This window comes from uncultured Sphingobacterium sp. (assembly GCF_964277905.1).
In the GTDB taxonomy this organism is placed as follows: domain Bacteria; phylum Bacteroidota; class Bacteroidia; order Sphingobacteriales; family Sphingobacteriaceae; genus Sphingobacterium; species Sphingobacterium siyangense.
Map to the genome: position 1 here is coordinate 24784 of NZ_CAXYKD010000005.1, position 22838 is coordinate 47621.

The following is a 22838-nucleotide window of genomic DNA, read 5'->3' on the forward strand; positions in this document are numbered from 1 at the left end:
CATGCAATCAACTTTAAACTTTGGGGACTCTCCCCACACACGTGTTAATATTCTTACCGGGGAAAAAGTACTTGTGTCTCCGCATCGTAGTAAAAGACCATGGCAAGGGCAAGTGGAGGATCTTCCCGGGGATAATAGACCCGAATATGATCCACAATGCTATTTGTGTCCGACAAATAAACGAGCAGACGGTGATATCAATCCAGATTATAAAGAAAGTTTTGTCTTCGTGAACGATTTCTCTGCTTTATTAAAAGATACAAGCCAGCAAGAATTTAATGAAGATGAATTATTTGTCGCAGAGACCGAAAGAGGGATCTGTAAGGTAATTGCATTCACTCCACGCCACGATCTTACACTACCCGAAATGGATCAGGCCGCAATCAAATCAGTGATTGATCTTTGGCAGAAGGAATTTGTTGAACTGTCCAAGGTTGACTGGATCAAATACATTCAGATTTTCGAAAATAAAGGTGCGATCATGGGCTGTAGTAATCCACATCCCCATGGACAGATCTGGTCACAAAATCATTTGCCAGTAGAAATCCAAAAAGAATGCGTTCAGCAACAGCAATATTTCAATAAATATCAACGTACAATCCTGTCAGACTATGTTAAAGCGGAGTTGAGAAAAGAGGAGCGCATTATTGACGAAAATGATTCTTTTGTTTCTCTAGTTCCTTTTTGGGCCGCATGGCCTTACGAAACGATGATTGTCAGCAAACGATCTATCCAGAACATTGCCGGGTTTGACGAGAAGGAAAAGACGGATTTTGCCGCTATCCTCAAGTTACTGACAACGCGTTATGACAATCTCTTCAAAACATCCTTCCCCTATTCTGCAGGAATGCATCAGGCCCCGGTAAATGATGGTGATCACCCAGAGTGGCATTGGCATATGCACTTCTATCCACCACTGTTACGTTCTGCTACCGTTAAAAAGTTTATGGTAGGTTATGAGATGCTAGCAAATCCACAACGTGATATCACACCGGAAGTTGCCGCAGAACAGTTGCGAAATTGTTCGACAGTACATTATAAAGCTAAATAAGATGATAACAAAAGATACAATTGTAAACAAATTTAAAGAACTCTACCAGGAGGAACCTCTTGTCGTTACTTCCCCCGGACGGATTAATATTATTGGAGAACATACGGATTATAACGATGGATTTGTATTGCCTGCTGCAATTGACAAAGCAATATACGTTGCTGTAAGTAAGCGATCGGATGATAACATTGTGCTTTATGCGGAAGATTATAAAGAACGTCATGAGGTAAAACTAGCAGATATTGCAATCTCAGAAAAACATTGGCCAAACTATATTCTTGGGGTAGTTGATCAGTATCAGAAACGTGGGGCAACGCTAGGTGGATTCAACCTTTATATCGATGGCGATGTGCCACTGGGGGCCGGATTATCGTCTTCAGCGGCCGTTGAATGTGCCGTTACCTTGGCGCTCAGCGAGCTTTTTGAGCTACATGTAGAGCGACTTGATATTCCACAGATTGCACAAAAAGCTGAACATACCTACGCTGGTGTGATGTGTGGTATCATGGATCAGTTTGCATCAGCCTTTGGTAAAGAGAAAAATGTCATCAAACTGGATTGCCGTACTTTAGGATTTGAGTATGTTCCGCTTGATCTTAAGGGTTATGAAGTTGTGTTATTGAATACAAACGTAAAACACTCATTAGCTTCTACAGCTTACAATACACGTCGTGAACAATGCGAACAGGCGTCTGCATGGGTACAGGAAAAATACCCGGAAGTCAAGAACCTGCGTGATGTAAGCATAGCGATGCTTGATGAATTGGTGAAAGATAAAGATGCCGATATTTATGCGAAAGCTAGCTTTGTGGTCCGTGAGAATGAACGCGTAGAGAAATCTTGTGATGCACTACGGTCAGGAGATGTTGTTCAGCTTGGACAGTATATTTTTCAGAGCCATGAGGGATTAAGTAAAGTGTATGAAGTCAGTTGTCCGGAACTGGATTATTTAGTGGATTACGTCAAACAATTTCCTGAGGTGATCGGTGCCCGAATGATGGGGGGCGGTTTCGGTGGCTGTACAATCAATATCGTCAAAGAAGGTGTATTACCTTCAATTTTGCCAACACTCGAAAAAGAATACAAACAGAAATTTGATAAAGAACTTTCGGTTATTCAGGTCAGGATTGCCGATGGTACCCGCGTACTGTGATAAAAAAGTAGGTACAGTAAGGGGAATAGCATGTTCATGCTATTCCCCTTATTTTTTGTCTTTTTTGATAACGACTTACTACACAAGTCCTAGTTAAGCAGGTCTAATGCCTGTTTTAAGTCGGCGATTAGATCGTCGGCATGTTCGATTCCAACAGAGATGCGCAACATGCCTAGCGTGATTCCGGAAGCTTCTTTCTGTTTCTTCGTATGATGACCGCCCCACATACTTGCGGGGTGTACAATAAGCGATTCGACCCCTCCCAAACTGGCCGCGTTGATAAATATATGCAGCCCATTGATGAGTTTCTGTGCATTTAAAAATGCCTCTTCTTCATCTTTACCATTGACATCGATGCAAAGCATACCGGAGAAACCGTTCATTTGTTGGGCCGCGAGCTCATGTTGTGGGTGATTGGGTAATCCAGGATAACTGACTTTTTTTATTTTTGGATGTTGATCCAGAAATTCGGCCAGCTTCAGCGCATTTGTATTGATCTGTTTGACCCGTAGACTTAATGTTTTCAATCCCCGTAATAGTAACCAGGAATCAAGCGGTGCAAGTGATGCTCCCAAAGCGACGGATCGTTTCCATACGCTGGCGATATAGTCCTGTGTACCGCAGACGATACCCGCAGTGAGGTCGCTGTGTCCGCCCAAATATTTCGTGGCGCTGTGGACAACGACGTCTATTCCAAAATCTGTCGGTGTTTGATTGATAGGGGAGGCAAATGTATTATCGACCATACTCTGGATTCCATGTTTTCTGGCAAGCTCTCCGAGTGCTTTTAAATCGCTAATGTTGAGGTTTGGATTCGATGGAGTCTCAATATAAATCAGTTTGGTATTTGTTTGAATAGCCTTTTCAAAAGCTGAAACATCTGTTTGATCCACAGCCGTAACCGTGATGCCATAATCCGTTAGGAACTCTTTAAAGAAAATAGCTGTTCCGGAATAATGTGCATGTTGGGCGACAATATGATCGCCCGATTTAACGATGGCCAATATGGCTGTACTGATCGCTGCCATACCTGTTGCAAATACAAGTGCATCCTCCGTTTTTTCCAATTTTGCTAGGATGGACGCTACTTGGCTATTCGTTGGGTTGCCATGGCGATGATAAAAATAAGGGTGTTTCGGTTCGGTAGCAGCCTTGATGTATTCCGTTGCGTCAGGATCTGCAATGTATGTGGATGTCTGATAGATTGGAGTAGTTACTGCAGATGTTTGGTTGAATTGCTGTCCTTCATGGACGAGTATCGTTTCTGTATTGGTAGCCATACTAATAATATTGATTGATGCTTGTATCGCCTTAAGAATCCATAACTCGATCTTGTCGAATCTTTGATCGTAAGGAACCCTTAGCTCGTTTGAAAGCACTCTTGGTGCTAACAGCTCGAAGAAGGTTTGTCTTGTATATCAAATATAAATAAAATCTACTCAATATGTAGATTTTATTTATATCGGATGCATCAATATATCTTACAACATTTCTCTTAGCAGGCTCAATGCATACCCAATGGTATTCACATTGTTTAATGCTAAACGAAGCTGGCCTTTGACTTCTTTGAGGTTGCTGATCTCCGGATGGCTTTGTACAAAGGACAGTACTCGGCCGAATTGATCAGATTCAAAGTAGCTCGACTTGGGGTTATTGACAAAATAACCTTTCAGTGTATGCTTTTTATACGCTATTTTTTCGAATCCGATCGTTTTGCCAAACCACTGTAAACGGAGTGTATTGAATAATTCAAATACTTCTCGTGGGATAGGGCCAAAGCGATCTTCAAGTTCTTTTTCAAATGCTGCCAATTGCTGCTCGTTTTCCAATTTAGAGAGTTCCGTATACAGATTATATCGTTCAGTGATATTGGTTACATATTCATCCGGGATCAATACCTCGAGGTCGGTGTCAATCTGTGTAAAGGACACATATTTTCGTTCTTTCTCATCAGCGAATACTGCTGAGAACTCATCCTCTTTCAGTTCCTGAATAGCTTCGTCCAAGATTTTATGATACATCTCGAAACCGATCTCTGCAATAAATCCTGACTGTTCGCCACCTAATAGGTTGCCCGAGCCACGTATATCCAAATCGCGCATGGCAACATTAAATCCAGAGCCGAGTTCAGAGAATTCTTCTATCGCAGAAAGTCGTTTATAGGCCTCCGAAGTTAAAGTCGACAATGGCGGACTCAGTAGATAACAGAAGGCCTTTTTATTAGAGCGACCGACCCGGCCCCGCATTTGGTGCAGGTCACTCAGTCCGAACATATGTGCATGATTAATAATAATCGTATTCGCGTTTGGAATATCAAGACCCGCTTCAATAATTGTTGTTGCGATTAAGACATCGAAATCGTGATTGATAAACTTAAGCATCACATCCTCGAGTTCATCACCCTCCAATTGGCCATGTGCAACACCGACCCGTGCTCCTGGAACCAGCTTGCGAATCAAATTGCCCAGCTGCGGAAGATCTGCGACACGATTATGGATAAAGAATACCTGTCCACCACGATCAAGTTCGTAACTGACGGCCTCTCCGATCAGTGTTTCATTGAAAACGTGGAGTTCGGTCTGTACAGGCTGGCGGTTGGGTGGGGGAGTCGAGATGATACTCAGATCGCGGGCCCCCATTAATGAAAAGTGCAATGTTCTTGGAATTGGCGTTGCTGTCAATGTCAGTGAGTCTACATTCGCACGCATGACCTTCAATTTTTCCTTTACTGCAACCCCAAACTTTTGTTCCTCATCGATAATCATTAGACCAAGATCTTTGAACTTGACATCTTTGCTAACAAGGCGATGGGTACCAATGATAATGTCTATTTTTCCTTCAGCGAGCCTGGCTAAGGTATCTTTGATCTGTTTGCTCGTTTTGAAACGATTAATATAGTCGATCGTGCATGGAAGGCCCTTTAGGCGCTCCGAAAATGTCCGGAAGTGTTGTAATGCAAGAATGGTCGTCGGTACCAGGACAGCAACTTGTTTACTGTCTGCGACAGCTTTGAAGGCTGCACGGATGGCAACCTCCGTTTTTCCGAAGCCAACATCCCCACAGATCAATCGGTCCATCGGATGCGGCGATTCCATATCTTTTTTTACATCGGCAGTAGCCTTTTCCTGATCGGGTGTATCCTCATAGATAAAGGAGGCCTCCAGTTCATTCTGTAAGTAGCTATCCGGTGAGAACGCATTTCCATGCTGGGCCTTTCGTTTGGCATAAAGCATGATCAGGTCGCGCGCAATATCCTTAACTTTTTTCTTGGTTGTCTTTTTGAGTTTGTCCCAAGCGTCGGTACCCAGTTTATTCATTTTGGGAACAGTACCCTCTTTGCCGGAATATTTGGAGATACGGTTTAAGGAGTTGATGTTCACATACAAAAGATCGTTGTCTGCATAGATCAGGCGGATCATTTCCTGAGATTTACCGTTGACGTCCACTTTTTCCAACCCTCCATAGCGACCAACACCGTGGTCAATATGGGTAATGAAGTCACCAGGTTTAAGATCCCGTAAATCTTTGAGCGTAATTGCCTGCGAACGCTCGTAAGCCTTCTTGCGTTTATATTTATAATAGCGGTCAAATATCTGGTGATCCGTGTAACAGGCCAACTTTAAACTGTCGTCTCTAAAACCTTCGCGTAAAGCTTTATGAATTGGAATAAAGGTCGCTGATTTATCGAGATCTTCTAGAATCGTATAGATACGTTCGACCTGTTTGGTTGAATCTGAAAAGATCAGATTCTGGATCCGCTGGCCCTCATTCTCCTTGAAATTATGGATTAAGAGATTAAAATCCTTATTGAACGAAGGTTGCGGGTGGATATCGAACTTGAGTGTTACCTCAGCTTTATAAAAGAACTGTTTGCCGAATTCGATGATAGGGAACTCAAAGAATAAGGCATTGAGATTCTTCTCATCTGTAAACTCATAGGCTGGGTTATGCCATTCGGGATTATCCTTTTTCTGCTTATCTGTTAGCCCCGCCCATAATTTTTCCGCTTTTTTTAACCCATCTTTTACAATATCTAACGTAAATTGAGCGTCTTTGATCCAGATCGTAGCGTCCTGATCTACATATTCCAATAAGGAAATGTGTTGGGATGTCAGGAATTTCGCTTGGACATTCGGTACAATGGTTACTTTGTGGATTTTTTTGACAGACAGCTGGGACTCAATGTCAAATGTACGTATGCTTTCGATGTCATCGCCAAAGAATTCAATGCGGTATGGGAGGTCATTCGAAAAAGAAAATATATCCACGATGCCACCGCGTATCGCAAATTGCCCTGGTTCATACACAAAGTCTACACGTTCGAAATCATATTCGATCAAAAATTCGTTGATGAAATCAATACTTAGAGCGGTGTTTTCTGTTATTTCCAACGTGTTTTTATCCAGGTCGTTGCGGTTGATCACTTTCTCAGCAATAGCCTCTGGATAAGTCACAACCATTTTCGGTAATTCCGAAGTATGGTTGAGTGAACTTAAAGTCTCCGCACGTTGCAATACATTGGCAGAGTCAGTTTGTGTAAAATCAAAAGCTTTGCGATAAGACGAAGGAAAAAAAAGAACCTGCTTATCCAACAGGCTTTCCAGATCACTTAAAAAATAAGAAGCGTCTTCATGAGTCGGTAAAATAAAGACCATTGGACGTTCCTGTAAGTTGTAAGAAGATACGGCTATGAACGCATCCGAAGATCCAATAAGCCCTTTCAGCTGAATCTTTGGGTTTTTGGATTGTATAGCCTTGGTAAGCGACTGGACAGATTCGCTTTGGCTGTATTTTTCTAATATTTCTTGAATTCCCACGAGCAAAAATTTCGAATAATTGCGAATTTAACGAAATAGTATCAAGTATTGGGTATGAAGTACTAAATTTTTTGGTAAAAAAAATGGCTGAATCCCTCATTAAGAAGGGTATTACTTTGGGTAGCTCAAAAGCTATAACAGATTGATCTGTGCAGGAGTTTATTTCGCGAGGTAAAAGGTGTAGGCAAAAGCGAGCAACACCAATAATGTGGCCAAGTAAATTAATTTATATTGCTCATAAGCTGTAATATGAAAGGATCCAATTTTAACGCGGTTTTTGCTATTTCTCATGACTAATTTAGGTCGAGGTCAATCTTCTGTTCACTAATATAGCTTTTAAGTGTTGTATTACCAAAAGCATCCAGTGTATTTTGAAAATCTTCCCGATAGTCAAACTGAAAGTCCTCATGAAGTTTACTGTATTTACCCACCGCATGCTTTATACGCCCTGTTATATATTTATGCAATTTGTGGGCGGCAGACTGATAAGAGGAGTCGAAAAGCCTGTCGTAATCAGCAATGGTTCTCTTCAGGATATAGCATCTAAATTCTACTTCACTGATTTTGTCCTTGGTGACTTTTTCGTGTTCATTCACTAAACCGCTTGCTTGTTTCACCAGCTTGCTAAGTGCAATAAAATGACTGTGTTGTGGCGTATTGCCAATTTGACTTAAACCAATATCGAACAATTGCGCCAGTTGCTTTCGTAGTTTTTCAATCCGTTCCTCTAAATCGTCCGCATTTTCCAGTAATTGGAAATGCAATTGTTTGATTAGCATTTTGTCCTTGCTTATCAGGCGTACAAGGAGTTTGTCTTTTTCCTTCTGTGGTAGGTCAAGTACAGCTTTCTTTAATTCGGCATCTTGATGTAAGGACATAATCTATGTTTTAGTGTAAAAAGAATTGTTGAGCGAAAAGTCAGGCACACTGAAAGTGTGCCTGAATAAATTTCTCGTTTCATAAGCCGGAATTTAAGCAGGCAATAGCTGCCGCCCATATTTACGGCTGTTTGCTATTAATACAATATTCTGAACTTAATTGTATTGTCGATCTGTTTGAGTTGTTTCAATAGATCTTTATCATATTCACCTTGTATATCGGTTACCGCATAGCCAATATCACTTTTGGTCATTAGAAATTGGGCAACGATATTGATGTTATTTTGGGCATAGACCTTATTGATCTGCGCCATAATTCCGGGAACGTTTTGGTGGATATGCAATAATCTCGTTACCTGTTTTACTTTTGGTAAAATCAGATTTGGGAAGTTGCGACTTAAATAAGTATCACCATTGTTGATAAAATCGGCCATCCGCCGAGGTATAAACTCGGAATTTTTCTTTTTATTTTTTTTATCATCAAAAACGACAATACCTTTAGCATTGCAGATATCCTTATTAATATGCCCTCTGATATCACCTAAATATCCGATCGTTTTTAATTTGTCAGCATGTTGGAGTTGCTCATCACTGATATCGATATTGTCCCCTAATAGAAGCATCCCTACATCTTTCACATACTTTTCTTCGAAAGTATCTTTTGTGCGGATAGAAAAACCGTCTCTTTTTAAGATATGAGCCGCTATTTCTGGTACATCGCCCACGATCAAACAAAGGATACGGTTTTTGGGATAGGATATTGCACGGGGCAGATCATTTACATATAAGAACTCATCAAAACTAGGTGTGATGAAGTCTGCTTTCTCAGTGACACTTTTACGTTGGATATTCTCTGTAAATGCAAAGAATTTTTCAATTAATCCCGATTCTTTCAGTTGAAAATCTGAATAACCGTCACCAATACCAAATAGCCTTCCTTCAATATTTAATTGCTTTAATAATTGCACCTTTCCACCTTCATTTGATAGGGGATTTTCTTCATCAAAACCGATAATATTACCTTCTTCATCAAATCGGAATGTATTGGCGTAGATATTTTCAGTCTTGATATGATACGGAGTAACTACAGGAGTAATAAACTCCTTAAAACCTCCTGAAACAATCCATGCGGTGTCTGCGTGTTTTTTGAAAAATTCACGATTTCGGGAAAAAGAGGTTGAAACCTTTTTCTTAAGATGTGAAACAAGTTTATCCAGATGAGATTTATTGGCATTTAAGAGTTTAACGCGACCAGCCAAAGCCTCACGAAAAGATAGTTTACCCTCCATGGCAAGATTGGTGTACCGCTCAATTTCGTGATAGATAGATTCGCGATCCGGATGGTTCTCAAGGGAGATCCGTGCAAGTTCATCAAGTGCCTCTACTTGCGTAAATGTACTATCAAAATCAATGATGTAATAGTTTTTCATCTTGTTATTTTTTTATGAAACGATCGTGAGCAATAGCGCTGAATGCTGATCTCCGATATCGGTAGGTTTCCGACGGTTTCAAGGTTTGGTTGTTTGTTATGTTATAGTTTTACTGTTTGTTATATAAATCTGCAATTTCCTTTAGCGTTTGTTCCAAAGGTCGATAACTGTGGTTTAGAAGTTCCTGGATTTTAGCATTGGAATACTGTAATTTGGCACTTGACGCTGCCGCTGTTTCCTTTGTCAAAGTCGTATCCGATTTTTTAAAGACGGAAAGCATGCTGGAAACAGTAGAGGCAATTTGGAGTAAGGTTTCGGAAACTTCGATTGTCGGTTCAGGCCTATTCATTAATACACTTGCCACGCTCAGCAGATCCTTGTTGCTTATGTTGAGATGATTGATGATATAGCGCTCAGCCGTGATATCATCTCTTTCCATTAATTGAATCATGATCGCAGCAACATCTTCAACGTCAACAACGCCGACACTTCCTTTCGGATAAAATCGTAGACCTTTATTGATCATCGAAAAAATAGCTCCAGAGCCTTTCTCGTTTGCCGAAGCACCTAAAATTACTGAGGGGTTGACAATAACTGCACTTAAACCTTCGGTGATGCCACGCCAGACCTCCATCTCTGCCTGATATTTTGATAACGAATAGTTCGATGTCAATGAATTGTGTTCCCAATGGTCTTTCTCGGATACCGGAAGGTTGTCTCGATTTGTCCCTAAAGCTGCGATCGAGCTGACATGAAGTAGGCGAATGCCCTTTTCAAGGCAAAGATTGACCAGATTTGTCGTTCCTTCCACGTTCACTTTAAAGAGTGCCTTAGCGTCTTTCTTTTGGTAGGAAACCAATGCTGCACAATGGAATACTTTAGTAACCCCATCAAGAGCATCTTCTAATTCAAAATAATTGTTGATATCAGCGTCGATCCATTGGACCAACGAAGACGATAACAACGAGGCCGGAATAGTCGATTGAGCTCTTTTGATGGCAATGACGTCAATTCCTTGGTCTATCAACTGTCTGATTAGTGTAGACCCTAAAAAACCTGTTCCTCCAGTTATTAATATCACTTGATAAAGATACTGTTAAAAATAATGTTTTCAAAAGTTAGTTAATAAATGGATATTTGTGTGAATTGCATCCTGAAAACCTTCATGCTTTCGCGGGTATCAAACGCCAGAAAGCCTAGGTAGATTCTTTCAGTCCAATTAAAACAGTCGTTTTCAGAACAAATAGGAAATTTTACAAATTATAGCTTATGTCATCACTGTCCGTATTCTTTAGCCCGATTTCAATTACAGGTTTTGCTCCTGAGCATGGGTTCTTGAGTTCTCAACTAGGAAACATTATTCAAGCCTATGAAATAGATTTTCCGAGCTGGGAAGTAGATAAACAGCCTCAATTGGCTATTGTTGGTGTGGAGGAAGACCGTGCATCCATGAATAATAACGGAACGGATAAGGCGCCGGATGCAGTACGAAAACATCTCTATGCGCTATATCAGGGCGATTATAAGATGAATATCGTTGATTTGGGAAATATCAAAGCCGGTAATACAATTCAAGATACCTATATCGCTTTAAAATCTGTCGTAGAGGAACTGGTCAAAGAAAATATTCTTCCGATTATCATTGGTGGTGGACAGGACCTTACCTATGCACAATATTTGGGGTATCAAAACTTAGAGCGAAAGATAGAGCTGGCAATTATAGATGCTCGTTTTGACCTTGATGAGGAAAATGCTGAAAATGTAAGCCTGAATTCCCGATCTTATGTGAACCATATTATCTTGCACCAGCCAGACTATTTATTCAATTTAAATGCCATAGCCTATCAAACCTATCTCGTAAGTAAAGAGTCTATCAATATGTATGATAAACTATTTTTTAATGCAACACGAGTCGGTATGATTGCCGGTAAAATGGACCAATCAGAGCCTTTGATCCGAGCAGCGGATTTAATTAGTTTTGACATAGGAGCCATTCGGGCCTCTGAAGCACCTGGAAATGCCAATGCAATGCCCAATGGTTTATTTGGCGATGAAGCTTGTCAACTCGCCCGCTATGCCGGGATGTCGGATAAATGTTCTTCCATCGGTTTTTATGAATTCAATCCAACATTTGATCCAATGGAGCAGACGGCTATGTTGGTCTCCCAAATGATATGGTGCTTTATTGATGGTTACTATAACCGCAAACAAGATACGCCACTGTACCCCAAATCATCTTATATCATTTATCGCACGACACTGGAAAATGAAGAGCATGAATTGGTCTTTGTGAAAAGTAAAAAATCAGACCGCTGGTGGATTCAAGTGCCTTATTTTGGATCTAAATCAGTCAATGAACGCTATTACCTCGTGCCTTGCCGTTATGAAGACTACCAATTGGCTGTTTCAGGTGAAATGCCTGATCTATGGTGGAAAACACACCAAAAGTTACAATAATGTACCACTAAGTGGGGCATTGGTATTACGCCTTACCATAGAGAAGTGTGTAATAAATCGTGCAAACTGATAACAGATTGGAGTTATCTGTTTTTTAGTGGTGCCGATTCATTATGATTGAGATGTTATAGGTTTAGTTAAATGCAGTGATGGAAAAATAGACCTGCTCAGGTAAGCATACACCATCTTCAGAAAATACAAATCATGGAAATATTTTTCTTTGCGGGAATCGTATTGTTATTGGTCATTTTGATCGTATTGGTACTAAAAAAGAATACCGATACCAGTACCGGTCCCGCGTACAATAAAGAGGTTGAAACACTAAAAATTGAGCTTGCTAGATCGCAACAGCGGGAACAAAGTTTGCTGGAAGAACGTCTTATGATAAAAAATGAATTGGATAAGGAACGGGAGAATCTTCTGGTCGCAGAGCGGTCTTTAGAGAGTACACGTTCTTTTTATGAGGCGCAGCTCGATAAATTTCAGGAACAGAAGAATGAAATCGCAGAGATTAAAAGACAATTCAACAATGAGTTTCAGGTTATTGCCAATAAAATATTGGAAGAGAAGACACAAAAGTTTACAGAGACCAATCATCGTTCCCTAGGCTTGATCTTAGATCCATTGAAGGAAAAAATCAAATTGTTTGAAGAGAAAGTCGATAAAAATTACAATCAAGAGGCCGCGGAAAGAAATTCTTTAAAGGGAGTTGTCCTTCAGCTGGTCGAACAGAGTCTTAAAATTAAAGACGAAGCCAATAGCTTAAGCAAGGCATTAAAAGGGGATACCAAAAAGCAGGGCAATTGGGGTGAGGTAATTTTAGAGCGGGTTTTGGAGCGTTCGGGACTTATGCGCGATCGCGAATTTAGATTACAGGTCTCTCTGATGGATGCCGAAGGAAGAAGAATGCAACCCGACGCGATTATCGACCTTCCTGAAGATAAACATCTGATTGTAGATTCAAAAGTTTCGCTGATTGCCTACGAACGTTGGGTCAATGCTGAGACAGATGAGGACCGCGCAATTTTCGCAAAACAACATGTACAGTCTGTGGAAAATCACGTGAAAGAACTTTCCGCAAAAAACTATCACGAGTTATATGGTATAGAATCGCCAGAATTTGTATTGCTGTTTATGCCGATTGAATCTGCATTGAGTATGTCCGTCGCTGAAAAACCGGATCTATTCAGCGATGCTTGGGATCGTAAGGTTGTAATCGTTAGCCCTTCGACATTGTTAGCGACATTGCGTACTATCGCCAGTATCTGGAAACAGGAACGTCAGACCAGAAATGTAATTGAAATAGCGAAAGAAGCAGGGAGCCTTTACGATAAATTTGTGAGCTTTCTGAATGATATGGAACAGGTGCAAAATCAGTTAGAGCGCGCATTAAAAAGCCATGAAGATGCAACTAAAAAGCTCTCTACAGGCGCTGGGAACGTGATCGGAAAAGTGGAGAAATTAAAACGTTTAGGAGCCAAAGCAAATAAACAGATCGATTCCAAATTTTTAGATGAGGAAGATTAACAAAAACGGGCTTACCTTTCGGTAAGCCCGTTTTTAATTTTTAACCGTGCAAAGCAAAGCCTGCTCTGCTAACTTATGCTAGAGGTTCTGCTAAAGCTCTTTCATCCGTTTATTGATGGAAACATCCACATACGTATCCTTTAAACGATCTACAGCTTCTTTTTGAACAGTGACATTGGTGTCTGATTCGTAATCATGAATAGTCCTTTGGTTTTGGACTTCGTTGTCATAAGGATCCTTTCCTGCCAGGAGCTTGACGATTACCGGAAGACATTCGAGGAAGACAAAAAGCAGCGCAATAAAAAACACAGCATTTGCATTGGATTCGTTGACCTTTCCATTGGCATCGTACCTTAGATTGCCCAGCGCAGAATTGCGGTCTGCAAAACCAGCGACATTGACTGCGCTGTCCAACGAAGCGTTGGATAAGACTTTTTGGTCCAATATCCCTTCAAATTTCTGTTTCTGACGTATTGCGTTTTGTTGGGTCGTTATCTTGTTCCGTAAAGTGTCCAAATAGCCCTCTTTTTTCTTCAGCTCTTCTTCTTTCATTTTGGCATAAGGGCCATATCCCATGACACCGGATGTTTCAGTTGTTTTGTTCCCGAATATCTCGTAATTCAATTTTGTACGATCATTTTTAATACTGGCTTCCAATGAATCACGTTCGACCGTAATCGCTTTTAAAAGCGAAACCTCATTGGCATATTTCTTATTGAAAGTACTGTTGAGCGTGTCGATTTTAGCGCGTTGATCGGCGAGAAAACGTACACGGAGGTTTTCTCGAATCTCTTTCTCGAAGATTTTTAACTCCAACGGCCTAGAGATAACCAAACCAATCAAAATTGCCAATAAAATTCGAGGAAGAGCCTGCAGAAGCTGCATAAGGCCACTTTTTGATTTATTTATACTGAGTACAATATAGCGATCCATATTGAATATCGCTAAACCCCAAATGATGCCAAATACAATGGCCAAAAGCCAGTCAAATGCCCCACCACTAAATACGAAATACATGGCATAGCCGCCCGAAAGGCTGGCAAACAATCCCGTAAAAAAAATAGTAGCACCTATGGCTGTGTACTTACTATGCTCTTCCGGATATTTTTCAAGAGTTTCTTGATGTACCCCCGCACATCTCCAAAAGAAACGGTTAATATCGCTCATTAAAATATTTTTACTCAAATTGACAGATTATTTTTAACAAGGTTTATGAATAAGTTTTTGTTTTACAATACGATGACTGTTTTCATGTTCCTCTGCAACCCCTCTCCAACAAGGCCGACCATTTGCCTAATTTTATTATCTTTGAAAAAAATCAGGAATAATCAGATAATATGAAGAAAAGACAACTTTTGCCATTTTTTGCGATAGTGGCAACTGCATTTGTTGGTTGTGAGGAAAAAAAAGTGATGACAGATAATCCTCTTTTATTGGCTTACGAAACCCCATTTAATGTACCGCCTTTTGACAAGATCAAAACAGAGCATTTTAGGCCAGCTTTTGATGAAGCGATAAAAGTACACAATTTGGAAATTGACACGATAGTCAACAATTCGGATAAAGCAACATTTCAAAATACGATAGTCGCTCTAGAAAATGCAGGTGGATTATTGAATAATGTATCTACTGTATTTTATAATCTAAATAGTGCCAATACAAATGACAGTATTCAGGCGATAGCAAAAGATTTGGCTCCCATCTTATCGAGTCATTCTGATGAAATTTCGATGAATACCAAACTATTTGACCGCATCAAAACAGTTTGGAGCAGTCGAAATACACTTGGATTAGACGAACAGGACAATAAACTGTTGGAAGAAACCTATAAGAGTTTTGTACGTTCCGGAGCGAATTTAAAGGATGCTGATAAGGAAAAAATGAAAAAAATTAATGCTGAGCTTTCAACATTAACAACGCAATTCGGACAAAATTTGCTTGCTGAAACCAATGCTTATACACTGGTCGTTGACTCTGCTAGCCAATTGGAAGGCTTGCCTGAATCGTTGAAAACGGCAGCAGCTGAAGAAGCCGTAGCAAAAGGAAAGAAGGATAAGTGGGTGTTTACTTTACAGAATCCTTCCATTATGCCCTTTCTTCAATATGCAAAAAATCGTGAACTGAGAAAGCAACTTTGGGAGGCTTATCAGCTACGCGGTAATCAAGATAACACCAACGATAACAAGGCGATCATTCAAAAAATTGTAAACCTTCGCCTTCAAAAAGCAAAATTATTGGGTTATTCTTCACATGCGGCCTATGTACTAGAGGAATCAATGGCGAAGAATCCGACCAATGTCTATGCACTGTTAAATAAACTTTGGGCTCCAGCACTCGCTAAAGCAAAAGGTGAAGAAGCAGATATAGCAAAGGAAATTAAGGCTGAAGGAGGTAATTTTGCTGTGGCCCCTTACGATTGGAGATATTATACAGAAATTATTCGCAAAAAACGTTTCGCATTGAATGAGGACGAAATTAAACCTTATTTGAGTCTTCCTGCAGTTCGTGAAGGTGCGTTTGCTGTAGCCAATAAATTATATGGTTTGACGTTCGTAGCCTTAAACAATGTACCAACTTACCATAAAGATGTGGAAGTGTATGAAGTTAAAGACAAAGACGGTTCACATTTAGGTCTGCTATATGCCGATTTCTTCCCACGTGAGTCGAAAAGAGGGGGAGCCTGGATGACTTCTTACCGTAACCAGTCGACAAAAGATGGCAAACGTGTTGCTCCAGTAATTTCCATCGTATGCAATTTCACAAAACCAGTGGGAAAAAATCCTGCCTTGTTGACATTTGATGAAGCGACTACTTTGTTCCATGAGTTTGGACATGCTCTGCATGGTCTTCTTTCCAATGTGAGATACCGCTCAATGGCCGGAACTTCTGTACCACGTGACTTTGTTGAACTACCTTCACAAGTGATGGAAAATTGGGCAGCAGATCCAGAGGTGTTAAGAACATATGCTAAGCATTATAAGACCAAAGAAGCAATGCCAGATTCATTGATTCAAAAAATGGAAAAGGCCGGTACCTTTGATCAAGGATTTGCAACGGTTGAATACCTTTCTGCCGCGTTGTTAGACATGGATTATCATGCTACCACAAAAGAAATTTCAAAAGACATTAATGGCTTTGAAAAAACAGCAATGAAAAAAATAGGTATTATTGATGCTATTATTCCGCGCTATAGAAGTACATATTTTCAACATATCTTCGCTGGTGGATATTCTGCAGGTTATTATGCCTATATCTGGTCTGAAGTATTGGATTCAGATGCCTTCGCAGCTTTCAAGGAAAAGTCGTTGTACGATCAAATGACAGCAGACTCTTTCCGTAAAAATATCCTTGAAAAAGGAGGTACTGATGATCCTGCTAAAATGTACCGTACATTTAGAGGTGCAGATCCAGATCCAAAATATCTATTGAAAAAGAGAGGTTTGAACTAATGCTCTCTAATTAAAAAAAGGCGATATAGAAATATATCGCCTTTTTTTTGTTCAGGTACTTGTTATTCTAAAAACTATTCTTACATTTGAGTATTATTTATAATGAGTCTAAATAAATGCAGGTAGTATGTGTGACACAAAAATTCTAAGCCAAAGAGGAGATACCCATATTAGTGTTTGCCATAAGTGTCAAACATATTATATCTGGCAACAAAGTTTTGTACTGACATTTACGAGGAATAAATTCTTCGATTTCTTGAATATTACGAAAAGTAATGGTGATGAGCTCTTTTTTAGCACATTCCCAGATGGTGAATTTCGGTTGATTATGAAAACACCTTATCCAGATATCGTATTTTCATTTGATGAAGAACAATGGCAGAATTTCAGAGATGCACTCCAAGAATCTTATTACATGAATGAGTTTTATGGAATGCTGAATAATTAAGATAAAAAGTCCTGTTGCATCGCTTGTGTTTCATCTCTCTTTCCTTACGCGTTGACAACAGGCACAAACAAAACCCTCAGTTATAGTTGCATACACTTATGCGACTATATGCTGAGGGTTCTTTTTATCTATATATTGATTACTCGCCTATCGCGTACTATTTAAAATCAAGGTCTTCAAGTTCCTTACGGTTCAATAGTTTACGGCCATCGAACACAAATGCAGGTTTTTTCATATGCTCCTTAATTTTGGCCCAATCATAATGCTTAAATTCATCCCATTCAGTCAATACTGCAATTGCATGTGCATCATTGCAAGCCTCATAGGCGGTATTGACAACCTTTACCAAAGTTCGATTTTCTTCCGAAGAGCGCGTATTCAGATAATCTAGGTCGGCATAGATGCGTTCAGCAGACACTTTGGGATCATAGACCGTGATTTCAGCTTGTTCACTCAATAGATAATCTGCAACATAAATCGCTGCAGATTCACGCGTATCATTGGTGTCTTTTTTGAATGCCCAGCCTAAGAATGCAATCTTTTTGCCCGATACAGTATTATACAATGTTTGGATAATGTTATCTGCAAATCGCTGTTTTTGATAATCATTCATCAAAATCACTTGATCCCAATACCATTTCGTAGTGGAGATACAAAAGATTTATTCTAATTTTACATTAAAAAAGAAACGGTTTGATAAAGCAGGAAGTTATTGATAAAGTACTGGAAACAGCACGGATAGAAGAGGTGGTGGGGGACTTCGTTGATTTAAAGAAACGGGGAACTTCTCTGATTGGAAATTGTCCTTTTCACCATGAAAAGACGCCTTCCTTCCACGTTTCTGTTTCAAAGGGTATCTATAAGTGTTTTGGTTGTGGTGTTGGCGGAGATTCCCTTAAATTCGTCATGGAACTGGAAAAGTTCTCTTATCCGGAAGCCATCCGTTATTTAGCCGATAAATATTCGATTCAAATTGAAGAAATCGAACGTTCTCCGGCCCAGCTTGCGGCGCAGGATAAACGGGAAAGTCTATATGTCCTGAGTGCTTGGGCCAGTAAATTCTTTGCCGAACAACTCTGGAAAACTGAAATGGGTCAGGTCATCGGACTCAACTATTTCAAGGAGCGTGGCTACCGGGAGGATATCATCAAAAAATTTGAATTGGGCTATTCGCCTGAAGAATGGACTGCATTGGTCGATAAAGCACAGGTAGCTGGTTTTCACCCAGATTATTTGGCTGCAAGTGGTTTGGCTATTGAACGTGATGATAAATCTTTATATGATCGTTTCCGTGGCCGGGTCATGTTTCCGATTCATAACCTGACAGGGCGTGTAATTGGCTTTGGTGGTCGGACACTAAAGACGGATAAAAAGGTCGCCAAATATGTAAACTCTCCCGAAAGCGAAATCTACCATAAATCCGATGTGCTGTATGGATTGAATTTTGCCAAAAAAGCAATTATGGAAGAGGATAATTGCTACTTGGTAGAGGGCTATGCCGATGTTCTTTCGGTACATCAAGCTGGAGTCGAAAATGTTGTTTCCTCCTCGGGAACGTCTTTGACAACAGGTCAGATCAAGCTTATTTCCAGATTCACAAAAAATGTGACCATACTTTATGATGGGGATGAAGCAGGGATCAAAGCCTCCCTACGCGGTACAGATATGCTGCTCGAAGAAGGCTTAAACGTTAAAGTGCTGCTTTTTCCCGACGGTAATGACCCCGACTCTTATGTTCAAAAGTTTGGTGCCACGGCTTTTAAAGATTATGTCAAATCCAATCAGCAGGACTTTATTTTCTACAAAACGAATATTCTGCTTCGCGATGCCAGTAACGATCCAATAAAAAGGGCTTCGGTAATCCGTGATGTGGTCGAAAGTATTGCATTGATTCCCGATGAAATTAAGGTTTCTGTTTTTATCCGGGAATGTAGCAGCCTTTTGGATATCGAAGAGCGCATTTTATTGGCTGAACTCAACAAGATTAGGCTCAATCGGGCAAAGAAGGCGGATAAGGATGCCGCTCGTAAACCCCAGAGCCCGCCGCCTAATGCAGGGATGCCACCCTTTGGGATGGATGGTCCACCTCCGGATTTCTTCATGACAGATGATGAAAGAGGGGGAGTAGCTCCTATGGAGAATGTCGAACAACCGGTACAACTGACTTCGGAAATTCTTCAGGAACGAGAGATTGTCCGTATTCTAATCAACTATGGGGATTATCTGGCAACCTGGGAAGGTGATGGGGATATTCCCGTTGCAGGACTGTTACTGGGAAATATCAGCGACATCGAATTTAAGGATAAAGCTGCGGCCTATATTTTAAAAGTCTATAGAGATGCTGCAGAAAATTACGAAATTCCAGATGCCAAGCAGTTTTATTCGAATTCGGATACAACCATATCCGATTTGGCGATTAATAGTGTTGCCAGCAAATATTCGCTCAGCGAAAATTGGAATGACGATAAGCGTAAAATTTATGTAACGCAAGAATATGAGCATTTAAAACAACTTGTTGTTACAGCGATTTATCGGATTAAGAAACGTAAGATTGAGGCGGAAATGCATCATATTCGTGAAGAAATGAAACATGAACAAGATGTGGCAAACCTAGAAGTCCTTATTTTTAAATATCAGAAACTTAAAGAAGCCGAACGGCTCTTGGGAGGCTTTCTGGGAAATACGATTGTTAAGTAATACTTGATATGGCCAAGCATCTTGAAACGGGCGAATGGGGTGAGCAAATGGCCATGGAATACCTCGTGGAGCAAGGCTATAAAATAGTGTTAAGAAATTGGCGATTTAAGAATTTAGAAGTAGATTTGATTGTCGTGGACAGGGATACCTTGGTATTCGTTGAAGTAAAAACACGGTCGGGAACGGATTTCGGCGAACCTTACGAATTTGTAGATCGCAAAAAACAGCGATTGCTAATTCGTGCAGCACAGGCTTATATCCTTAAAACAGGTTATGTCGGTGAAGTCAGATTTGATGTTGTCGCAATAACAAGATCCCCCAAAACAGTACTCAACTATATCAAAGATGCGTTTTGGGATAGCTAAGGATACGTACTTATAAATAATTATATATAAATGAGAAAAATCACTTATTTTATGGCAATTGCAGCGCTAGCTTTTGCTTCTTGTAAGTCAAAAAAATCAAGTTTGGAATTTGCATCCCCTGGAGCAAATCAAGCTGTTTTAAAAGGTGCTCAAGTCCAGTTGAAATTGAAATTTGAATCAGTATCAATGGATTCTGTCGCTTATTTTGTCGATGATAAACATGTGGGGTCATCAACTGATACTACGGCAATTACGGTGGATACCAAAGACATGGCCTATGGTACACGTAATATTTCCGCCTTGGTATACAATGCTGGAAAACCCGATTCTGTTTCAAGTACATTTTATGTTGTACCTGAAAATGCGAAGAACTATGGTTTTGAGGTTGTCAACAAATACCCGCACGATACGACAGCTTTTACACAAGGGCTACAGTTTGCTGATGGTATTCTCTACGAATCTAATGGCCGTTATGGTGAGTCAAACTTGAGAAAGGTCGACCTAAAAACAGGTAAAGTACTCAAGGAAATCAAATTTGATGAAAAGACTTTTGCCGAAGGAATGACATTGGTAGGTAATAAGTTATTTATGTTAACGTGGCAACAAGGAGAGGGATATGTTTTTGATAAAAACTCTTTTGTAAAGGAAAATTCCTTTAAATATGAAAATAGTAAAGAAGGTTGGGGCTTGACCTACGACGGGCAGCATTTGATAAAGTCTGATGGATCCAATAAATTGTTCTTTTTAGATGCAACGACCGGTAAGGAGCTAAACGCTATCGGAGTTTACGATGAAGCTGGGCCAGTGGATGAACTTAATGAACTGGAATATATAGACGGCAAAGTCTACGCAAATGTCTATCAGAAAGATGTTATTGTTATAATCAATCCGCAAACAGGAGCGGTAGAAGGACGGATTAATCTTGTGGGTATCTATGAGCATACTTCCGCTTATGACAATGAATTGAATGGAATTGCTTACGACGAAGCTGGAAAGCGTCTCTTTATAACAGGTAAGTTATGGAATACATTATTCGAGATCAAGACAGTTGAAAAATAAACGAACTTCAGATCTTGATCCTTCTTTGTGAGGGCGACAGTATTGCATATTCGAATAAAATGGAAACCTTGTCAGAATCATCTGACAAGGTTTTTTATTGTGCCCCCATTCTTCTTTGAAGTATGGATGTTATCATGTGAGGTTTTCAATTCCATCTTTTTTATACTAGCGGCCCCGGGGCTGAGACAAATCGGTTTTAAAACTGTATCGGAAGCTTTTAAAATTGCATGGAGAGAATGAAACATTATGACGAGCAGATATCTCGTCAGGTGCGCCTCAATTAATGAAGAACAAGAGAGTTGCCATATATTAGTAAATAGCAGCTGGATGTATGCTATTATTGATGACTGATTTCGCTATAGCAGACAGCCATAAAAGGAAGCTAGAAATCTTTTTTAACCAATAGAAACAAAATATTTGAAGCAAAAAAAAGGAATGAAGTTTGAAACTCCATTCCTTTCTTTATATTGATTTTATTTCGATTAATAAATCGGAGTAAACATCCAAGTATCGTCAAAACGAGATGAACCATTAAGTCCAGTAGTGATGAAACCATTGTTTCCTACTGCAAAACCAACAGCATCTTGGCGTGCTGAACCAGCGAAAGCGCCGTTGTCGTTTGTCCAGTAGTCACCAGAAATATTATATTTCCATGTGCTGTTGATTACTGCATTTTTGTAACCACCAACAACGAATGGAGTACCATTGATTGCGAAAGCAGAAGCATTTGAACGAGTCAAATCGTAAGTATATGAATCATCTGCTCTGTTTAGATCGTTCAATTTAGTCCATTTGCTACCATCAAATTTATAGAAATCTTTTGGGTAAGAACCGTTAGAGATACCACCACCTACATAGGCTACATTATTGACAACAAAAGAGAAAGCTGCTTTTCTTTTCGCTGAAAAAGGAGCATCACTGATTGCTTGCCACGTATTAGCAGCTGGATCATATTTGTAGAACTCATTGGTATTTGTTGTTCCACCACTAACGACAGTTTCACCTGTTCCAACATAAGCAGAGCCATTTAACGTAAAAGCTACTGCATTTGATAAAGCAATAGGAAGTGGAGCAATGCTTGACCAAGCACCTTTTCCGTCGTTAGCTGTAGGATCGAATTTGTAGAAATCTGTTAGGTTGTTTGTTCCGTCATTTCCACCACCAACATAACCGATATTACCAATGGAAAAACCGATGGCACCGTTTCTCTCAACACCTGTGAAAGGCGCTTTTTCAGCCCATGTATCTGATGCTGCATCATATGCATACGTGTCTTTCACACGAAATGGCTTACCACCAGCATTACTTGCTAGACCAGTAGTAACATATGCAACATTATTTATCAAAAAGCTAGCAGCAGATGAAGTTTGTGGGCCTTTAAAAGCAGCTTTTGCAAACCATTCGTCTGATTTGTCTTCGCTGTCGTCACTTTTTTTACAAGAAGAGAAAGTTGTAACTGTAAATACAAAAGCTAATAAAACGAGTAGCCAATTTTTCTTGTTCATAA

At 40.0% G+C, this 22838-nt stretch carries 18 protein-coding genes; 9 read left to right on the forward strand and 9 right to left on the reverse strand.

All coding sequences use genetic code 11. The features are described 5' to 3' along the window. Position 1: 1 nt before the first annotated feature. Complete coding sequence (locus tag ACHWSC_RS03665) at positions 2–1051, forward strand: UDP-glucose--hexose-1-phosphate uridylyltransferase (RefSeq protein ID WP_153844430.1); 1050 nt, start codon at positions 2–4, stop codon at positions 1049–1051. A gap of 1 nt (position 1052) precedes the next feature. Continuing rightward, positions 1053–2204 (forward strand): galactokinase, encoded by a 1152-nt coding sequence (galK, locus tag ACHWSC_RS03670; RefSeq protein ID WP_394675812.1) that lies wholly within the window; start codon positions 1053–1055, stop codon positions 2202–2204. Between the two features lie 89 nt (positions 2205–2293). Here galK and ACHWSC_RS03675 read toward each other — a convergent pair whose 3' ends face one another. The 6 genes from ACHWSC_RS03675 to ACHWSC_RS03700 all read right to left on the reverse strand — a co-directional run bounded on the left by ACHWSC_RS03675 (position 2294) and on the right by ACHWSC_RS03700 (position 10410). Next, positions 2294–3484 (reverse strand): trans-sulfuration enzyme family protein, encoded by a 1191-nt coding sequence (locus tag ACHWSC_RS03675; protein WP_394675813.1) that lies wholly within the window; start codon positions 3482–3484, stop codon positions 2294–2296. 201 nt (positions 3485–3685) lie between these two features. Further along, on the reverse strand, positions 3686–7021 hold the full coding sequence (gene mfd, locus ACHWSC_RS03680; protein ID WP_120335151.1) for a transcription-repair coupling factor: 3336 nt from the start codon (positions 7019–7021) through the stop codon (positions 3686–3688). A 159-nt stretch (positions 7022–7180) separates the two neighbouring features. Then, on the reverse strand, positions 7181–7312 hold the full coding sequence (locus tag ACHWSC_RS03685) for a hypothetical protein (RefSeq protein WP_394675814.1): 132 nt from the start codon (positions 7310–7312) through the stop codon (positions 7181–7183). Positions 7313–7314: 2 nt separating this feature from the next. Further along, positions 7315–7899, reverse strand: a complete 585-nt coding sequence (locus ACHWSC_RS03690) for a hypothetical protein (RefSeq protein WP_075994535.1) — start codon at positions 7897–7899, stop codon at positions 7315–7317. Between the two features lie 137 nt (positions 7900–8036). Then, positions 8037–9329: an HAD-IB family phosphatase gene (locus ACHWSC_RS03695; RefSeq protein WP_088163251.1), complete on the reverse strand. Its 1293-nt coding sequence runs from the start codon at positions 9327–9329 to the stop codon at positions 8037–8039. Between the two features lie 109 nt (positions 9330–9438). Beyond that, positions 9439–10410 (reverse strand): NAD-dependent epimerase/dehydratase family protein, encoded by a 972-nt coding sequence (locus tag ACHWSC_RS03700; protein WP_145330330.1) that lies wholly within the window; start codon positions 10408–10410, stop codon positions 9439–9441. 188 nt (positions 10411–10598) lie between these two features. On the opposite strand from ACHWSC_RS03700, the gene ACHWSC_RS03705 reads away from it, so the two are divergent. Continuing rightward, the gene (locus tag ACHWSC_RS03705) at positions 10599–11786 is read left to right on the forward strand and encodes a formimidoylglutamase (protein WP_120335149.1); all 1188 of its coding nucleotides are present in this window, start codon (positions 10599–10601) and stop codon (positions 11784–11786) included. Between the two features lie 204 nt (positions 11787–11990). Then, on the forward strand, positions 11991–13313 hold the full coding sequence (gene rmuC, locus ACHWSC_RS03710; protein WP_394675815.1) for a DNA recombination protein RmuC: 1323 nt from the start codon (positions 11991–11993) through the stop codon (positions 13311–13313). Between the two features lie 90 nt (positions 13314–13403). Here rmuC and ACHWSC_RS03715 read toward each other — a convergent pair whose 3' ends face one another. Then, a complete protein-coding gene (locus tag ACHWSC_RS03715; RefSeq protein ID WP_394675816.1) occupies positions 13404–14480 on the reverse strand; it encodes a DUF4407 domain-containing protein in 1077 nt (358 codons plus the stop codon). Positions 14481–14650: 170 nt separating this feature from the next. Between ACHWSC_RS03715 and ACHWSC_RS03720 the strand changes: the two genes are divergently transcribed. Both ACHWSC_RS03720 and ACHWSC_RS03725 read left to right on the forward strand, forming a co-directional pair. Beyond that, the gene (locus tag ACHWSC_RS03720) at positions 14651–16762 is read left to right on the forward strand and encodes a M3 family metallopeptidase (protein ID WP_394675817.1); all 2112 of its coding nucleotides are present in this window, start codon (positions 14651–14653) and stop codon (positions 16760–16762) included. A 256-nt stretch (positions 16763–17018) separates the two neighbouring features. Then, on the forward strand, positions 17019–17210 hold the full coding sequence (locus ACHWSC_RS03725) for a hypothetical protein (protein WP_228280105.1): 192 nt from the start codon (positions 17019–17021) through the stop codon (positions 17208–17210). 157 nt (positions 17211–17367) lie between these two features. Here the strand turns inward: ACHWSC_RS03725 and ACHWSC_RS03730 are convergent, their stop codons facing one another. Beyond that, positions 17368–17823 (reverse strand): UDP binding domain-containing protein, encoded by a 456-nt coding sequence (locus tag ACHWSC_RS03730; RefSeq protein WP_394675818.1) that lies wholly within the window; start codon positions 17821–17823, stop codon positions 17368–17370. 80 nt (positions 17824–17903) lie between these two features. On the opposite strand from ACHWSC_RS03730, the gene dnaG reads away from it, so the two are divergent. From dnaG to ACHWSC_RS03745, 3 genes are read left to right on the forward strand one after another with little or no spacing between them, the layout of a single operon-like run. Then, positions 17904–19907, forward strand: coding sequence for a DNA primase (gene dnaG, locus ACHWSC_RS03735; RefSeq protein ID WP_394675819.1), 2004 nt, complete (start codon positions 17904–17906; stop codon positions 19905–19907). An 8-nt stretch (positions 19908–19915) separates the two neighbouring features. Next, entirely contained in the window at positions 19916–20272 is a 357-nt protein-coding gene (locus ACHWSC_RS03740) for a YraN family protein (RefSeq protein WP_394675820.1), read from the forward strand. A 30-nt stretch (positions 20273–20302) separates the two neighbouring features. Further along, positions 20303–21331: a glutaminyl-peptide cyclotransferase gene (locus ACHWSC_RS03745; protein ID WP_394675821.1), complete on the forward strand. Its 1029-nt coding sequence runs from the start codon at positions 20303–20305 to the stop codon at positions 21329–21331. A 482-nt stretch (positions 21332–21813) separates the two neighbouring features. Here ACHWSC_RS03745 and ACHWSC_RS03750 read toward each other — a convergent pair whose 3' ends face one another. Then, positions 21814–22836: a Kelch repeat-containing protein gene (locus ACHWSC_RS03750; RefSeq protein WP_394675822.1), complete on the reverse strand. Its 1023-nt coding sequence runs from the start codon at positions 22834–22836 to the stop codon at positions 21814–21816. Positions 22837–22838 lie beyond the last annotated feature (2 nt).

Coding starts and splice junctions, on each gene's coding strand:
- ACHWSC_RS03665 (WP_153844430.1), top strand. CDS start 2: ATGCAATCAACTTTAAACTTTGGGGACTCTCCCCACACACGTGTTAAT.
- ACHWSC_RS03705 (WP_120335149.1), top strand. CDS start 10,599: ATGTCATCACTGTCCGTATTCTTTAGCCCGATTTCAATTACAGGTTTT.
- ACHWSC_RS03740 (WP_394675820.1), top strand. CDS start 19,916: ATGGCCAAGCATCTTGAAACGGGCGAATGGGGTGAGCAAATGGCCATG.
- galK (WP_394675812.1), top strand. CDS start 1,053: ATGATAACAAAAGATACAATTGTAAACAAATTTAAAGAACTCTACCAG.
- ACHWSC_RS03715 (WP_394675816.1), bottom strand. CDS start 14,480: ATGAGCGATATTAACCGTTTCTTTTGGAGATGTGCGGGGGTACATCAA.
- ACHWSC_RS03750 (WP_394675822.1), bottom strand. CDS start 22,836: ATGAACAAGAAAAATTGGCTACTCGTTTTATTAGCTTTTGTATTTACA.
- ACHWSC_RS03690 (WP_075994535.1), bottom strand. CDS start 7,899: ATGTCCTTACATCAAGATGCCGAATTAAAGAAAGCTGTACTTGACCTA.
- ACHWSC_RS03720 (WP_394675817.1), top strand. CDS start 14,651: ATGAAGAAAAGACAACTTTTGCCATTTTTTGCGATAGTGGCAACTGCA.
- ACHWSC_RS03695 (WP_088163251.1), bottom strand. CDS start 9,329: ATGAAAAACTATTACATCATTGATTTTGATAGTACATTTACGCAAGTA.
- ACHWSC_RS03685 (WP_394675814.1), bottom strand. CDS start 7,312: ATGAGAAATAGCAAAAACCGCGTTAAAATTGGATCCTTTCATATTACA.
- ACHWSC_RS03745 (WP_394675821.1), top strand. CDS start 20,303: ATGAGAAAAATCACTTATTTTATGGCAATTGCAGCGCTAGCTTTTGCT.
- ACHWSC_RS03675 (WP_394675813.1), bottom strand. CDS start 3,484: ATGGCTACCAATACAGAAACGATACTCGTCCATGAAGGACAGCAATTC.
- ACHWSC_RS03730 (WP_394675818.1), bottom strand. CDS start 17,823: ATGAATGATTATCAAAAACAGCGATTTGCAGATAACATTATCCAAACA.
- rmuC (WP_394675815.1), top strand. CDS start 11,991: ATGGAAATATTTTTCTTTGCGGGAATCGTATTGTTATTGGTCATTTTG.